Below are 14,889 nucleotides of genomic sequence, written 5' to 3' on the forward strand. Positions count from 1 at the left end.
GATCAGACCCTCTGCTTGGCGGATTTTGGTGCAAACAGGCCTTGCGGCCGCACCAGCAGGACGACGATCACCGCGCCATAGACGAAGGCATCGCGAAAGACGCGTGCGTCGTGCGGCAATGTTGCCTGGAAGACGACGCTGGCGGCGCCAATGATGAAGCCGCCGGCGACGGCGCCGGGTACACTGCCGAGGCCGCCGATCACGGTGGCGATGAAGGCGATCAGCATGACGTTGGCACCCATGTTGATGTCGGCGGTGCCGGAGATGGTGGCCAGGATCAATCCGATCGCCGCAGCCAGCATGCCGCTGATGGCAAAGGCCAGCAGGATGACGCCGTTGGCGCGGACGCCGAGCATGCGCGCCATGGTGAAGTTTTCGGCCGCGGCACGCATTTCGAGGCCATAGCGTGTGCGCTTGAGGAACAGCACGAGCACGGCGAGCGCTGCCAGCGTAATGACGATGGTCACGACCTGCAGCATCGGGATGTGGGCGCCGAGAAAGTCGACCGGGAGGCCGAGACTTGGCCACAGCGTGATCGACTTCGGACGGCTCGAATAGAACATCAGCAGGATGTGGCGGATGACGAAGCCGAGGGCGAAGGACGCGATCATCATCGTTGCCGGATTGGTGTTGCGGAAACGGCGGAATACGATGATCTCCGACAGGATCGAAAGAGCCGCGCCGATCATCAGCAACAGCGGAATTAGGAGATAAAACGGCAGCATGCCGGCGAAAACGACCGCGGTTGCATCGATCGATGGCCACAGCATTGCGAACACGCAGAAGGCGATGAAGTCGCCATGGGCGAAGTTGACGAGCCGCATGACGCCGAAGATCAGCGCGATGCCCAGCGCGCCCAGAGCATAGAGACTGCCGAGGCTCAGTGCGTCGAAGATGATCTGCAGAACCGCCGTCATGCTCAGTGGTCTCCGAAGCCGAAATAGGCCTGCTTCAGCCGCTCGTCCTTGATCATGTCGGCGGCGGCGCCCTCGAGGACGATGCGTCCGCCGCGAATCAGGATCATGCGTCCACCGGTCATCATGGCGCGCGTCGAGCTTTGCTCGACGATCAGCAGCGTCAGCTTGCGCTGCGCCCGTAGCCGCACCAGGATCTCGTAGACCTGATCGATGATCTTGGGCGCGAGTCCGAGCGATGGCTCGTCGATGGCCATGATGCGCGGAGCCGTCATCAACGCGCGACCGATGACAAGCATCTGCTGCTGGCCGCCGGAGAGCATGCCCGCCGCAGTGTGACGACGATCGGCCAGCATCGGGAATTCGGCGTAGACGGATTCGAGGTCGCCGGCGATCTTGTGCCTGTCGCGCCGCATACCTGTGCCGACCTTCAGATTTTCCTCGATGCTCAGTGCGCCGAAGACGTTGCGTCCTTCCGGCACCAGCGAAAATCCCCGCCGGGCGATGTCCTCCGGCGAGGCGCCCGTCACTTTCGCGCCGTCCATGGTGATGGCGCCCGAGCCCGTCGGCACGACGCCGGCGATCGCGTTCAGCAGCGTCGATTTGCCTGCGCCATTGGGGCCTGTTACGAACAGCACCTCACCCTCGGCGATCTCTAGCGTGACGCCGCGCAACGCCGTCAGGCGTCCGTAGCTGACAGTGATGTCGTCGACGGCGAGCAGCGTCATGATGCGGCCCCCATCTCGGTCACGAGCGCCGGAATCACTTCGTCACGCTGCGTGCCCATATAGGCGTGCCGGACCGCGTCGCTGTTGCGGATCTGCGCAGGCGCGCCGACTTCGATGATCTCGCCGGAATCGAGCACGAAGATGCGCTCGCAAAGTTCGAGCACGAGGCCGATGTTGTGCTCGATCAGCAGCACGCCGACGCCGAGTTCGCCGGCGATCCGCCGGATGATGACGGCCAGATCGTGGCTTTCATGCTCGGACATGCCGGCGGCGGGTTCGTCGAGCAGCAAATAGCGCGGCGTGCACATGATGGCGCGGCCGATGGCGACGCGGCGCTCGTCGGTGTAGGGCAGGGCGCCCGCGATCGTGCTGCCGAGATGCGATATGCCAACCCAGGCCATCACGCGCTCGGCCTCCGCGATCGCCTCGCGCCGCGTCTGGCCCAGACCCACGCCCGTGACCTCGAGATTGTCCACGACCGGGAGGTCGCGGAAAAGTCGGCCGGACTGAAACGTGCGCGCGACGCCCTTGCGTCGAAGCTTGTGGGCCGGGATGCCGTTGAGCATCTCGCCTTCCAGGTCGACGGTCCCTGTGCCGACCGGCTGAAATCCCGTCAGCACGTTGATAAGTGTCGTCTTCCCAGCGCCGTTGGGGCCGATCAGTCCGGTGATGCGTCCCCGCGGAACCGTGAGCGCGACTTTGGACAGCGCTTTCAAGCCTTCGAATTGGACGCTGACGTCGCGAGCGCTCAACTCCAAGCCACCGGAAGTCATCTCAACGCCTTCTCACTCGCCGCCAATCACAGACGGAGTTTTGCGTTGCGGGAGACGCTTGTAAAATTCGAAATATCGTTCGCGGATATCGGAAATTATGATGACGGCGACATTCCGGGAACGCATCGTCGCGGCGAAGCGCCGCGCCGTGGCGCTCCGGAGTTGCAGAGCCACAAGACTCCATCACGAAAATGGACAGCATGACTTCATCTTCGTGCGAAACCGGCGCGATGTCGCGATACCCGTCGAGCCATGATGCCTGGAGCTCAGCCACCACGGGGTCGTGCTCCATGAAGCTGACGGCGGCCGCAAAGTCGTAGAAGAACCAGGAGAGGCCGCAATCGTCGAAGTCGATCACACCGAGACGCGCGCCGTCGATGAGAAGATTGGCCAGCCGCAGAAACGATGTGGCACATGGTCACTGCGCAAGAGTGACGCCCGAACGGGCCAGCGCTTGAACCACCTTGCACAGTTTTGCTACAGTGCGGCACGAATTGCGGCAATTTCCGCCGCAACAACGCGCTTGACATAGTATCCGATCTCAACGACCGTATCGTGCAAGCGTAGGGCAAGACGGCCCATCAACGCGGTGAGTTCAACCATTTCCAACGCCACGCTTTCATCGCGTGTTCGGTTGGCGGCGAGGGCGCCCTCGGCTTCACAGCCGACGGGCGCTTTTTTGTTTTGGATCGAGTGATGGCGCAGAAGCGATATCGAATTGGCGTGATGTTCTCGACGACGGGCTCCTATAGCGTCGTCGCGCGCTCGATCCTCAATGGCGCATTGTTGGCCTTCCAGGAGGTCAATGCGGGCGGTGGCGACATCGTGTTGGAGCCGGTCGTGGTCAATCCTTCGGGCGACCTCGCTCGTTATCGTTCGCTGAGTCTCGAACTCCTGGGGTCCGGCATTCGCCACGTGGTTGGCTGCTACACCTCGTCGAGCCGAAAAGAGGTGATCCCGTGCTTCGAGAAGTTCGATGGACTGCTATGGTATCCGTCTCACTACGAGGGTTTCGAGAGTTCCGATAACGTCATCTATACCGGCGCTGCACCGAACCAGCACGTGCTGCCGTTGGTTGATTACCTGGCATCCCGGGTCGGCTCTCGCGCCTTCTGTGTGGGCTCCAACTACATCTGGGCCTGGGAGAACAACCGCATCTTTCGCGAGGCATTGACCGCCCGCGGCGGCACCGTGCGCGCCGAGCGCTATCTCTCGGTCGGCGATACCGAGGTCGACCAGGTCATCGCGGCCATCATCGATCAGCGACCCGACTTCGTGTTCAACAATCTGATCGGCACCAGTGCCTATGCCTTCTTTCGAGCGTTCCGTGCCGCCTGCCGCGCCCGCGGCATCGACCAGGCCGCCGAAATTCCGGTCGCGAGCTGCACGCTGTCGGAACCGGAATTGCCTGAAATCGGCCTGGACGCGGTCGACGGGCACCTGTCCTCGAGTGTCTATTTCTCCTCGTTAAACTCTCCGGAAAATGCTGCGTTCATTCGCGCCTATACGACGTCCTTTCCGAAAGGACCGGTCTCGTCGGCAGACGCTGAATCCTCCTACATCGCCGTCAAGCTGCTCGCGGCGGCGCTGGTGCAGGCCGGGACCGACGATGCCCGCACCGTGCGTGCCGCCGTCGCCGACCAGCGGCTACGCGCCCCGCAAGGCGAGGTCCGCATCGACCGACAGACCTTTCACGCCTGGCTCACGCCACGGATCGGCCGTTCGACCGCCGGCGGGCAGTTCGAAGTGCTGCTGGAATCGCGCGAGCCGATCGCTCCGGATCCCTATCTCGTCCAGTCGTCGCCGCGCTTCGCCAGCGCGATGCGCTCCCCGCTGTTGAAGGTGGTGCAATCATGAGCTCCCGACTGCTGCAAAACTTCAAGGGCGGCCGCGCCATCGTCGTGGTCAGGCGGGGCGGATGGGAGAGTGCGCTCGAAACGACGCTCGCCAAGCTCGGCGTCTCCACCGAATATCCTGAGATCGTCGACGGCCGGGCCCAGATCGAGATTGCGAGCCTTCAGGCCGACCGCGACATCCTGTTCGTGGACGGTGATCTCGAAGGCGCGGTAGCGATCGAGGTCAACCCGGCCTCGCGGCTGCCTCCGGCGCCGGTGATCGGCCTCGTTGGCGTCGAGGCGCCGAGCCGGCTAAAGGCGCTCGTCAATCTCGGTGCGACCTCGTTCCTGCGCAAGCCGGTGCATGGCGGCGCGGTCTATACATCCCTGTTCATGGGCATCAACCAGTTCCTGCTGCGCGCCGAAATGAGCGAGCGCCTCCAGGATCTCGAGGAGCGCCGTCGCGGTCGTCGTGCGGTGATCCGGGCCGTCATCCTGCTGATGCAGCAGGACAGCCTCGATGAGGATGGTGCCTATTCCCAGCTCCGTCGCGAAAGCATGCGCGCGCGGCAGAACATGGAACTCTATTGCGAAGAGTTTCTAAGCAAGCGGGCGAAGCCGCCCGACACGACCGGCCGCACGACCGGCATCATGCTGCAAGGCGGCAACAAGCAAGCCATCTAGGAGAAGCGAAATGAGCAAGTCTGTATTGCGGGGGCTGCGTGCCGCAGCCCTCACGGGGACGCTTGTCCTCGGATCCACCCTGGTACAAGCGGCCGAGAACCCGATCAAACTCGGCGTGCTGGAGGATCAGTCCGGCGACTTCGCCGCGGCCACCATCGGCAAGGTCCACGCCATCGAGCTCGCCGCCGAGGAAATCAACAAGGCCGGCGGCATCATGGGCCGGCCGCTTGAGCTCGTTCCTTACGACACCCAATCTGACAACACCCGCTACCAGGAGTTCATGCGGCGCGTGCTCCAGCGCGACAAGGTCGACGTTGTGTTCGCGGGCTTCTCCTCGGCCTCGCGCGAGGCCTATCGGCCGATCGTCGACCAGTTCAACGGCTTCGCCTTCTACAACAACCAGTATGAAGGCGGCGTCTGCGACGGCCATATGGTCGTCACCGGCGCGGTGCCCGAGCAGCAGTTCTCCACGCTGATCCCCTATATGATGGAGAAGTACGGCAAGAACGTCTACACGCTAGCGGCCGACTACAATTTCGGCCAGATCTCGGCGGAGTGGGTGCGCAAGATCGTCAAGGAGAACGGCGGCAAGATGGCCGGCGAGGAATTCATCCCGCTCGGCGTATCGCAATTCTCGCAGAGCATCCAGAACATCCAGAAGGCCAAGCCCGACTTCGTGGTCACGCTGCTGGTCGGCACCGCACAGGCCTCTTATTACGAGCAGGCGGCTTCCGCCAACGTCAACCTGCCGATGGCGTCCTCCGTCAACGTCGGGCAGGGCTACGAGCACAAGCGCTTCAAGCCGCCGAGCCTGAAGGACATGTACGTCACCACCAACTACATCGAGGAGATCGACTCGCCCAAGAGCAAGGCGTTCTACGCCAAGTTCAAGGCGAAGTTCCCGAGCGAGCCGTATGTGAACCAGGAGGCGGAAAACTCCTATCTCGCCGTCTATCTCTACAAGCAGATGGTGGAACGGGCGAAATCGACCAAGCGTGAGGACATCCGAAAAGTGATCGCGATGGGAGATGTCTGCATGGATGCGCCGGAGGGCAAGGTCTGCATCGACCCCAAGAGCCAGCATATGTCGCACACGATCTATCTGGCCAAGGTGGGTGCCGATCATTCGATCTCCTTCCCGAAGACCTGGGAGGACATCAAGCCATACTGGTTGGGTGAGGCCGGCTGCGATCTCACAAAGAAAGATCCGATGGCCCAATACACGCCGTCGAATCCGCCGCCGAAACCCTGACCCGGCGGCTGATCGCTCCGGCCCTCCGGGCACGCCCTGGCGTTGCCGGCGGGCCGGGGCGATCACGGACATCTGCGGCGGTAACGCCGCGTCTTCCTCCAGACTGGTTGGTTCATGGATATCGCGACCCACGTGTTTTCGGCGCTCTATCAATTCGGCGACGCCTTTGCGTTTCTGGTGCTGTCGGCCTGCGGGCTCGCGGTGATCTTCGGCATGATGGGCGTGATCAATCTCGCCCATGGCGAGTTCATCATGTGCGGTGCGTATGTGACGGCTGCGACCGTGCATGCGGGCTTGCCGCTGCCGCTGGGCATCCTGGCAGGCACGGTCGTATCTGCGCTTGTCGGCGTCCTCGTCGAACTCGCGGTCATCCGCCATCTCTACGACCGACCGCTCGACACCATCGTCGCGACCTGGGGCCTCAGCCTGATCGCCACGCAGGGCACGTTGATCATGGTCGGATCGACCATGGCCGGCGTTGGTACGCCGTTCGGCAGCTTTCAAGTTGGTGACTATTCCTATTCGATCTATCGCATCGTGCTGTTCTGCGCCGCGCTCGGCGTGCTGGCCGGGCTCTACGCGCTGTTCAACTGGACGCGCTTCGGCGTGCTGGCGCGCGCCACCATTCAGGTCCCGCATATGGCCGCCGCGCTCGGAGTCGACACCCGCTTGATCTACAGCCTCACCTTCGCCTGCGGGGCGGGGCTCGCCGGCCTCGCCGGTGGTCTCTATGCGCCGACCATGACGCTGGTGCCCACCATGGGCGCCACCTTCATCATGGAGGCATTCGTCACCGTGGTAATCGGCGGCGCCGACGTGTTCCTCGGCACGGCGCCGGCCGGCGGCCTGCTCGCGATCGTGAAGTCGGGGATGACGTCCTGGCAAGGGCAGCTATTCGGTCAGATCGGTCTCTTGGTCGCCGTCATCATTGTGGTCCGGGTGCTGCCGAAGGGCATCTCCGGCTTCGTGCTGCGCGAACGCACCTGACGGAGTGATGGCGTCGTGAGCGGTTTCCTCTCTTTCTTCTGTCGTCTCGAAGGCCCACAGACCGTCGGTCGTGGTCCGGCCTTCTGGAGCCTATTTGCCGTCGTGATGATGATCGCGGTCGCCTATCCGCTGTTCAGCGACGGCTACACGGTCGGCAACACCGTCTACTTCTTCGTCTGGGTGTTCATCGCTCTCAGCCTCTGCCTGATCTGGGGCTATGGCGGCTCGCTCTCCTTCGGTCAGACCGCGTTCTTCGGCATCGCGGGATATGGTTACGGCGTCCTGACCCTCAATTTCGGTTCGGCCTATGGATTCACATTGGTGGCGCTGGTGGCGGCGGTCGCGATTGCGGCGCTCTTTGCGGCCTTGCTCGGCTATTTCATGTTCTTCGGCCGCATCGCCGGCGTATTCCTCGGTATCGTCACGCTCGCCGTGACCCTGATGCTGGAGCGCTTCATGGCGCAGACCGCGGGACCGGAGTGGCACATTGGTAGTGCGCGGCTCAACGGCTTCAACGGCATGAGCGCGATGCCGCCTCTAACCATCCCGTGGCCGGGGGAGCCGATCGTGCTATTCGCCGATGTCGGGCTATATTATTTCGTGCTTGGCCTTTTGGTCTTCGTCTATCTGGCCTTGCGCATCCTGATGAACTCGTCATTCGGCAATGTGATCGTCGCGATTCGCGAGAACCCGGAACGGGCCGAGATGCTCGGCTACGATGTTCGCAAGTATCAGCTCATTACTTTCGTCATTGGCGCCGTGCTAGCGGGGATATCGGGCGTGCTCTACACGGCGTGGGGACAATATATCACGCCTTCGAGCATGGGCATGACGGCAGCGGCGTTGCCGCTGATCTGGGTTGCCGTCGGTGGCCGCAGTGACCTGACCTCGACCGTAGTCGGCACGCTGGTCGTGCTGGCGGCATTCCAGGCGCTCACGATCTACGGCAGCCAGTATGCGCTCGTCTTCATGGGTGTGCTGCTGGTGCTGACCGTCCTCATCGCCCCGAACGGTCTCGTGCTCGGGACGATGAACTGGTTCGGGCGACTGGCCGCGCGCATCACCCAAAGGGCCGGCTGATGTCATTGCTCGAGCTTCGTAAACTGAACAAGCATTTTGGTGGCCTGCACGTCACCAATGCCGTTGACCTCACGTTGGAGGCGGGTGAGATCCACTGCCTGATTGGCCCGAACGGCGCCGGAAAGAGTACGTTGTTCCGCCTGATCCTCGGCGAGCACCATCCCGGCAGCGGCGATGTCCTCTTCGCGGGAGAAAACATCACGTCGCTGAAGTCCTTTGCGCGGATTCGCCGCGGACTGTCGGTCAAGTTCCAGGTGCCTGGTGTCTTCAAGGGGTTATCCGTCCGCCAGAACCTTGAGATCGCCTTGCAGAGCCGACATCGCGGTAGGGAGCTCGAAGCGGAGATCGACAGACTGCTCGCCTTCCTCGGACTTGCGAGCGAGCAGGCGCAGACCGCCGGCAATCTGAGCCACGGCCAGAAGCAGTGGCTCGAGATCGGCATGGCGATCAGCTTGAAACCGAGCCTTCTGTTGCTCGACGAGCCGACCGCCGGCATGTCTCCGGAGGAAACCCACATGACGGGTGAGATGGTGCAGCGGCTGAATGCCGATGGCATGACTGTGCTGGCGATCGAGCACGACATGGCCTTCGTGCGCCAGGTTGCGCAGCGCGTGACCGTGTTGCATCTCGGTCAGGTCTTTGCGCAGGGCTCGATCGACGAGATCGTGGCCGACGAACGTGTAGCGGCGATCTATCTGGGGCAGGCCCATGCTTGATATGCCGCGTAAGGAAGTGATCCTCTCGACGCTGGCTCTGCGCGCCGGCTATGGCGGCAAGCCCGTCCTGCAGGGCCTCGAGATCGAGGTGCGGGAAGGCGAGATCGTCGCTGTCATCGGACGCAACGGTGTCGGAAAGTCCACGCTGATGAAGAGCCTGATCGGGCTGGTGCCAGCGATGAGCGGCTCGATCGTCTATCGCGGCAAGGCGGTGGAATCTCTCCCGGCACACAAGCGGGCTCGCCTCGGCATGGGTTTTGTGCCGCAGGGGCGCGACGTGTTCCCGCGGCTGACTGTCGGCGAGAACGTTGCGGTCGGCGCCGCGATCAAGGGCAGCGGCATCCCCGAGGAAGGGCGGCGCAAGATCGTCGAGGCGTTTCCGATTCTCGCCGAGCGCTGGACCCAGCGTGCCGGCACGATGTCCGGCGGCCAGCAGCAGCAACTCGCGATCGGGCGGGTCTTGATTGCCGATCCCAATCTCATCCTGCTCGACGAGCCGTCGGAGGGCATCCAGCCCAACATCGTTCAGGATATCGCGCGCAACATGGTCGAGCTCAACCGTAGGACTGGCGTGACCATCATCCTGGTCGAGCAGAATCTCGACATGATCCGTGCCATGGCGCAGCGCTGCTACGTCATGGACAAAGGCCGCATCGTCGCAAGCCTCGACCGCTCGGCGCTCGACGATGAGGCTGAGATGCGCCGCCACCTCGCGGTTTGAGAGCGACGCCTATAACCAAGGAGAACAGCAATGGCCTGGCAAAACGACTCGATTATGGCCCGCAAGGGTGTCGCCAAGGGCGAGCGCGGCAAGGAATACACGATCACCGAAACCGAGCAAGGCAAGTACCACTATGTCTACGGCCCCTATGTGAAGCCGGTGCTGACGGTCGATCCGGGCGCCGTCGTCTCCGCCGAGACGCATGACGCGTTCGAAGGCGCAATCAAGCACGAGACCGACAGCCCGTCCAAGATTCTCAACTTTCCGTTCCTCAATCCGCAGAACGGACCGATCCACGTCAATGGCGCCGAGAAAGGCGACGTGCTGGCCGTTTACATCGAAAGCATCGTGCCACGGGGACCGCAGCCGTGCGGCACCACCGTGGTCATGCCGGACTTCGGAGGGCTGGTCAGCACTGCCCAGACCGCGCTGCTCAATCCCGCGCTCCCTGAGCGCGTTAAAAAGCTCGAGATCGATGCCAAGACCGGAACGAAGTGGAACGACAAGATCACGCTGCCCTACGAGCCCTTCATAGGCACCATCGGTACCTCGCCGGAGATTGAGGCGATCTCGTCGCTGGTTCCGGACTATTACGGTGGTAACATGGACCTTCCCGACGTCGGTGTCGGTGCCGTCATTTACCTGCCGGTCAACACCAAGGGTGCGCTGCTTTATCTCGGCGACTGCCATGCCGCACAAGGCGATGGCGAGCTCTGTGGGGTCGCCATCGAACATCCGACCGTGACAACGGTTCAGATCGACTTGATCAAGGGCTGGACCATTGCGTGGCCGCGGCTCGAGACGAAGGAGTTCATTATGACCATTGGCTCGGCGCGACCGATGGAGGACGCCGCCCGCATCGCCTATCGCGAGCTCTGCCGCTGGATGGCGGCCGACTACGGCTTCGACGAGATCGACGCCTACATGCTGCTAACTCAGGCCGGACGCATGCGTGTCGGCAACATGGTCGATCCCAAATATACGCTCGGCGCCTCCATCAAGAAGTCCTATCTCGTTTGAGGACCGGCAAGGCCATGTCGCGCATACACAAAGTCGCCGCCGTCCAGTTCGAGCCGACGATGTTCGAGAAGGAGCGCAACATTGCGCGCCTGCTCGATCTCTGCGAGCAGGCGGCGGCTGCCGGTGCCAAGCTGATCGTCACGCCGGAAATGGGGACGACCGGTTATTGCTGGTTCGACCGTGCCGAGGTTGCGCCTTTTGTCGAGACGATCCCGGGGCCAACCACGAACCGTTTCGCGGCGCTGGCGTGCAAGCACGCCTGTTACATCGTGGTCGGCATGCCGGAGGTCGATGAAGACGGCATCTACTTCAACACGGCCGTCCTGATCGGCCCCGACGGCGTTGTCGGTCGTCACCGCAAGACGCATCCCTACATCTCGGAGCCGAAATGGGCGGCGGCGGGCGATCTGCACAACCAGGTGTTCAAGACGCCGATCGGGCGGATCGCGCTGCTGATCTGTATGGACATCCATTTCGTGGAAACGGCGCGCCTGATGGCGCTCGGGGGCGCGGACGTCATCTGCCATATTTCCAACTGGCTGGCAGAGCGGACGCCCGCGCCTTACTGGATCAGTCGCGCCTTCGAGAACGGCTGCTACGTCATTGAGAGCAATCGATGGGGGCTCGAACGCGGCGTGCAATTCAGCGGCGGCAGCTGCGTGATTGCGCCGGACGGGCAGGTGACGGCTGTGCTTGATAGGGGCGATGGAGTCCTGCTGTCCGAGATCGATCTCGACGCTGCCCGCGTGCGCCGCGTGCTCGGCGAAACCGTGTTCGCGCAGCGACGGCCGGAGCTCTACCCAGAGCTGCTGACCGACACGTTCAGCTGGAACCCGCGCGATTTCTTCGGTCTTTATGGCCACGAGTCCTGGCCGCCCGGAAAGGCGTCGCGAATATGTGTCGCGCAGTTTTCACCTGGCGATGACGCCGGCCAAAATCTCGGGGAGATCGCAGCCCTCGCGCGCAAGGCCGCGGCCGATGGCGCCGAGCTGGTGGTCTTTCCGGAGTTGGCGTTGACGGGATTAGCGGATCCCGCAGCATCGGCCCAACCAGTGCCGGGGCCGGCGACTGAGGCTCTTGGCGAACTCGCTGAAGAACTCGACCTCTATCTGGTCTGCGGCTTCGCCGAACGCAGCGGCGATCTCGTCTACAACAGCGCCTGCCTGGTTTCGCCCGACGGAGAGGTCTCGGTCTATCGCAAGACGCATCTTACGGCCGACGAGCGCGGCTGGGCCACCGCGGGTGACGGCTGGACCGTCGTGGACACGCCGATTGGCCGCATCGGGTTGTTGATCGGGCATGACGCGTCGTTCCCGGAAGCAGGCCGGGTTCTGGCGCTGCGTGGTTGCGACCTCATCGCGTGTCCTGCTGCGATCAAGGGTCGCTTCAGTTCGTCGCATGCCGGCACCGAAGTCGGGCAGCCCGAGCCAATTCCGACGGGGCCGGATCCGCATCACTGGCACCACTTCCGCGTTCGCGCCGGTGAAAACAACCTGTTCTTCGCCTTTGCCAACGTCGTCGATCCCGAACGCTCCTATCCCGGGCTGAGCGGCGTTTTCGGCCCCGACACATTCGCGTTTCCGCGTCGGGAGGCGATCGCGACCGGCGGCGCGGGCGTTGCTACTGCGCGGGTCGACACCACCAATCTCGACAGCGTCTATCCGACCAACGTGGTGCGGCGGAAGGATCTGGTTTCGATGCGAATACCGCACAGCTATCGTGGATTGGTCAAGGCAACGGCGAACAACGACTGAAACAAGAAAAGGAAACAGGCCATGGATCTGGGACTTAAGGGCGCCAGGGTTCTCGTCACGGGAAGCACCAAGGGAATCGGCCGCGCGATTGCCGAGACATTTGCCGCCGAAGGCGCCAATGTCGGCGTGTGCTCACGTAACCTGGCCGAAGTCGAGAGCGCGGTTGCTGCTCTCAAGGCCAAGGGTGTTGCGGCCTTCGGCGGGGCGGTCGACGTCGCCGACGCGGCGGTGCTGAAAGCCTGGGTCGACGATATGGCGGCCAAGCTCGGCGGCATCGATGTCGTCGTCGCCAATGTCAGCGCGCTTGCCATTGGGCAGGACGACGAAAGCTGGGAGAAGGAGTTTTCGACCGACATGATGGGTACGGTTCGGCTCGTGAATGCGGCCATGCCCTATCTGGAGAAAAGCGCTGCCGGCGCGATCGTCACCATATCGAGCGTCTCCGGTCGCGAGGTCGATTTCGCCGCTGGTCCCTACGGCACCTTCAAGGCGGCGATCATCCACTATACGAAGGGGCTCGCCAATCAGCTCGCGGGGAAGGGCATTCGCGCCAACTCGGTCTCGCCGGGCAATACCTATTTCGACGGTGGCGTCTGGAATATGATCAAGGACAACAATCCCGAACTCTACAAGACTGCGCTGGCGCTCAATCCGACAGGGCGGATGGGCACGCCGCAGGAAATGGCCAACGCCGTGGTCTTCCTCGCCAGCCGCGCGGCCAGTTTCATCACGGGCACAAATCTTGTCGTCGACGGCGCACTCACGCGTGGAGTGCAGTTGTAGGAAAACGGATTGGCCTTTGCCTTGCATTGGATCTCGCCAGCTCAAACTGGCCCATGATGCATTGGCGTGAAGATCATCGCGTGCTCGCCGAGAGGCCTGTCGCGCTTGAGGCCTACGCTTTGGGCCGAATGGACGGGACGCGATAGGCTGAAGCCTTCGGTGCGACCGGGGGCTCTGCCAAGCAAAAAGGACCGGACGTTGCGCGCTCGAATGAGCCCCACGCTCAAGTAGCCGTCGGCATCGTCTTGCAGCCGAAGATTCGAAGGCGCGATTTTCGAGAAGACCCGTTGGAGCCCTATTTGCCGGAGCGAGCAAGCGGCCTTTCGTCGCGCTTGCATTGGGCGCCGAGGTGTCGAAATCCGGTTCGTTGCAAATCGACACTGCCCTTTGGACCGCCGTTCCACCATGATGACGTCAATGCGCAGCAAGTGATCCCTTGCAGAGGCGTCGCGTTTTCGTGGATGGATTAGGGATAGCGCGATGACTGGAGCGAGAACTCAAATCTTTCAACCGGTTAGAAGGCGGCGTGTGCGCGACGTGTGCACCGGGAGATCAAGAAAAAACTTGTGAAAGCCAATTTGAGCAGGACTCCCAAGCTGGCGCCGTCACTCCGCGAGCGCCCATACGCTCTGCCGGTCAGACGCGCCCCCAGGCGCACCCTTGAAAAAAGCCCCGGGCGAACCGGGGCTAAGAGTCTGGAGGTTTGCAGAGATAGTCGGGTAGAGACGTCAGTACTTGGCGACGACCGGGCCGTCCCAATGCAGCTTGTAGTTTACGCCCACGAGCACGGTTTGGACGCGCTGGCTCGAGTTGATGACCTCGCCTTGGGCGCCGCCTGCCAGCGTAAACTGCTGAGCGTTGTCATCGTGGAACCACATGTAATTGTACTCGGCGAACACCGACCAGTTCGGCGCGAACATCCATTCGGCGCCGATGCCGGCGGTCATGCCCGGCTGGTAGAAGCTCGCGGATTCAATCAGGGCGCCGGCCGGCGAATAGACGCTATTGCGATTTTTGATCCAGGCCGCACCGCCCTTGAGGTAGCCGAGGAATTGGGGCGTCCAGAGATAGCCGATGCGGCCGGTCGCCGTGTAGATCTCCTTCAGACTGTTGGTCTCGGAGAAGGTCGGGAAGTCCGTCAGTGCGTGGCGGCCGTTGATGCTGCCGAAATCGAAGCTGCCGCCGACGCCGAAGACGAGGCTGCCGGTCTGGAAATCGCATCCGACCTGGCCGCCGCCGATCACTCCGCTATCTTTCTCGCGGCCATAGTTGTTCGGCACAGCTGCGCCGGTGATGTCAAACACGCGGGCCGTGTCGATGCGCGTCCAGCCGCCGCCGACGTTGGCGCCAAGATAGCAGCCGGTCCAGTTGTAGAGCGAAACGGTGGGCATCGGCCGAGCCTTTACCGGCAAATCGGCGGCGCTCGCGATACTCGTCGCACCGATCCCAATCAGCGCCCCCGCAACAATAGCAGTCTTCAGTCGTCCGAACATTCAAGCCCCCTGCATGGCCACGCGGCCACTTCATCTTTCTGTCGTGATCTTAAGTTCGGCGAAAAGATTCCGCGACGCAGAAAGGGCTGCAAAACCGCACAGAGAGCGCTTTTCGAACGTTCGTTGCAGGCTCGCGACATCGTAAGCGA

At 62.7% G+C, this 14,889-nt stretch carries 15 protein-coding genes and 1 pseudogene; 10 read left to right on the plus strand and 6 right to left on the minus strand.

What is annotated here, in order from left to right; all coding sequences use genetic code 11:
• Window positions 1-2: 2 nt before the first annotated feature.
• From M2427_RS32205 to M2427_RS32225, 5 genes and pseudogenes are all read right to left on the minus strand, one after another.
• Window positions 3-917 (minus strand): branched-chain amino acid ABC transporter permease, encoded by a 915-nt coding sequence (locus tag M2427_RS32205; protein ID WP_280710838.1) that lies wholly within the window; start codon window positions 915-917, stop codon window positions 3-5.
• 2 nt (window positions 918-919) lie between these two features.
• On the minus strand, window positions 920-1,642 hold the full coding sequence (locus M2427_RS32210) for an ABC transporter ATP-binding protein (RefSeq protein WP_280710839.1): 723 nt from the start codon (window positions 1,640-1,642) through the stop codon (window positions 920-922).
• On the minus strand, window positions 1,639-2,394 hold the full coding sequence (locus M2427_RS32215; RefSeq protein ID WP_280710840.1) for an ATP-binding cassette domain-containing protein: 756 nt from the start codon (window positions 2,392-2,394) through the stop codon (window positions 1,639-1,641). Before M2427_RS32215 ends, M2427_RS32210 begins: the two co-directional genes overlap by 4 nt.
• A gap of 202 nt (window positions 2,395-2,596) precedes the next feature.
• Window positions 2,597-2,815: pseudogene (locus tag M2427_RS32220) on the minus strand (phosphotransferase); the annotation flags it as partial.
• A 77-nt stretch (window positions 2,816-2,892) separates the two neighbouring features.
• A complete protein-coding gene (locus tag M2427_RS32225; RefSeq protein ID WP_280710841.1) occupies window positions 2,893-3,018 on the minus strand; it encodes a hypothetical protein in 126 nt (41 codons plus the stop codon).
• Between the two features lie 93 nt (window positions 3,019-3,111).
• On the opposite strand from M2427_RS32225, the gene M2427_RS32230 reads away from it, so the two are divergent.
• From M2427_RS32230 to M2427_RS32275, 10 genes are all read left to right on the plus strand, one after another.
• Complete coding sequence (locus M2427_RS32230; protein WP_280710842.1) at window positions 3,112-4,272, plus strand: transporter substrate-binding domain-containing protein; 1,161 nt, start codon at window positions 3,112-3,114, stop codon at window positions 4,270-4,272.
• Window positions 4,269-4,934, plus strand: coding sequence for an ANTAR domain-containing protein (locus M2427_RS32235; protein WP_280710843.1), 666 nt, complete (start codon window positions 4,269-4,271; stop codon window positions 4,932-4,934). Before M2427_RS32230 ends, M2427_RS32235 begins: the two co-directional genes overlap by 4 nt.
• A gap of 10 nt (window positions 4,935-4,944) precedes the next feature.
• Window positions 4,945-6,186: an urea ABC transporter substrate-binding protein gene (locus tag M2427_RS32240; protein WP_280710844.1), complete on the plus strand. Its 1,242-nt coding sequence runs from the start codon at window positions 4,945-4,947 to the stop codon at window positions 6,184-6,186.
• A gap of 114 nt (window positions 6,187-6,300) precedes the next feature.
• On the plus strand, window positions 6,301-7,173 hold the full coding sequence (locus M2427_RS32245; protein ID WP_280710845.1) for a branched-chain amino acid ABC transporter permease: 873 nt from the start codon (window positions 6,301-6,303) through the stop codon (window positions 7,171-7,173).
• A 15-nt stretch (window positions 7,174-7,188) separates the two neighbouring features.
• Window positions 7,189-8,253, plus strand: coding sequence for a branched-chain amino acid ABC transporter permease (locus M2427_RS32250; protein WP_280710846.1), 1,065 nt, complete (start codon window positions 7,189-7,191; stop codon window positions 8,251-8,253).
• Window positions 8,253-8,969: an ABC transporter ATP-binding protein gene (locus tag M2427_RS32255; protein WP_280710847.1), complete on the plus strand. Its 717-nt coding sequence runs from the start codon at window positions 8,253-8,255 to the stop codon at window positions 8,967-8,969. Before M2427_RS32250 ends, M2427_RS32255 begins: the two co-directional genes overlap by 1 nt.
• Window position 8,970: 1 nt before the next feature.
• Window positions 8,971-9,690 carry an ABC transporter ATP-binding protein gene (locus M2427_RS32260; protein WP_280710893.1) on the plus strand — a complete coding sequence of 240 codons (720 nt, stop codon included), beginning with the start codon at window positions 8,971-8,973 and terminating at the stop codon, window positions 9,688-9,690.
• A gap of 30 nt (window positions 9,691-9,720) precedes the next feature.
• Window positions 9,721-10,710: an acetamidase/formamidase family protein gene (locus tag M2427_RS32265; protein ID WP_280710848.1), complete on the plus strand. Its 990-nt coding sequence runs from the start codon at window positions 9,721-9,723 to the stop codon at window positions 10,708-10,710.
• Window positions 10,711-10,724: 14 nt separating this feature from the next.
• Entirely contained in the window at window positions 10,725-12,464 is a 1,740-nt protein-coding gene (locus M2427_RS32270) for a nitrilase-related carbon-nitrogen hydrolase (RefSeq protein WP_280710849.1), read from the plus strand.
• Window positions 12,465-12,485: 21 nt separating this feature from the next.
• The gene (locus tag M2427_RS32275; protein ID WP_280710850.1) at window positions 12,486-13,247 is read left to right on the plus strand and encodes an SDR family NAD(P)-dependent oxidoreductase; all 762 of its coding nucleotides are present in this window, start codon (window positions 12,486-12,488) and stop codon (window positions 13,245-13,247) included.
• 728 nt (window positions 13,248-13,975) lie between these two features.
• Here M2427_RS32275 and M2427_RS32280 read toward each other — a convergent pair.
• Entirely contained in the window at window positions 13,976-14,638 is a 663-nt protein-coding gene (locus tag M2427_RS32280; RefSeq protein WP_280710851.1) for an outer membrane beta-barrel protein, read from the minus strand.
• Window positions 14,639-14,889 lie beyond the last annotated feature (251 nt).

Source organism: Bradyrhizobium sp. BR13661 (assembly GCF_029892425.1).
Taxonomy (GTDB): Bacteria; Pseudomonadota; Alphaproteobacteria; order Rhizobiales; family Xanthobacteraceae; genus Bradyrhizobium.

What these genes read in the sequence shown, in the direction of transcription:
- M2427_RS32205 (WP_280710838.1), bottom strand. Translation starts at nt 917, where the DNA reads ATGACGGCGGTTCTGCAGATCATCTTCGACGCACTGAGCCTCGGCAGT.
- M2427_RS32210 (WP_280710839.1), bottom strand. Translation starts at nt 1,642, where the DNA reads ATGACGCTGCTCGCCGTCGACGACATCACTGTCAGCTACGGACGCCTG.
- M2427_RS32225 (WP_280710841.1), bottom strand. Translation starts at nt 3,018, where the DNA reads ATGGTTGAACTCACCGCGTTGATGGGCCGTCTTGCCCTACGCTTGCAC.
- M2427_RS32230 (WP_280710842.1), top strand. Translation starts at nt 3,112, where the DNA reads ATGGCGCAGAAGCGATATCGAATTGGCGTGATGTTCTCGACGACGGGC.
- M2427_RS32235 (WP_280710843.1), top strand. Translation starts at nt 4,269, where the DNA reads ATGAGCTCCCGACTGCTGCAAAACTTCAAGGGCGGCCGCGCCATCGTC.
- M2427_RS32240 (WP_280710844.1), top strand. Translation starts at nt 4,945, where the DNA reads ATGAGCAAGTCTGTATTGCGGGGGCTGCGTGCCGCAGCCCTCACGGGG.
- M2427_RS32245 (WP_280710845.1), top strand. Translation starts at nt 6,301, where the DNA reads ATGGATATCGCGACCCACGTGTTTTCGGCGCTCTATCAATTCGGCGAC.
- M2427_RS32255 (WP_280710847.1), top strand. Translation starts at nt 8,253, where the DNA reads ATGTCATTGCTCGAGCTTCGTAAACTGAACAAGCATTTTGGTGGCCTG.
- M2427_RS32260 (WP_280710893.1), top strand. Translation starts at nt 8,971, where the DNA reads ATGCCGCGTAAGGAAGTGATCCTCTCGACGCTGGCTCTGCGCGCCGGC.
- M2427_RS32265 (WP_280710848.1), top strand. Translation starts at nt 9,721, where the DNA reads ATGGCCTGGCAAAACGACTCGATTATGGCCCGCAAGGGTGTCGCCAAG.
- M2427_RS32270 (WP_280710849.1), top strand. Translation starts at nt 10,725, where the DNA reads ATGTCGCGCATACACAAAGTCGCCGCCGTCCAGTTCGAGCCGACGATG.
- M2427_RS32275 (WP_280710850.1), top strand. Translation starts at nt 12,486, where the DNA reads ATGGATCTGGGACTTAAGGGCGCCAGGGTTCTCGTCACGGGAAGCACC.
- M2427_RS32280 (WP_280710851.1), bottom strand. Translation starts at nt 14,638, where the DNA reads ATGCCCACCGTTTCGCTCTACAACTGGACCGGCTGCTATCTTGGCGCC.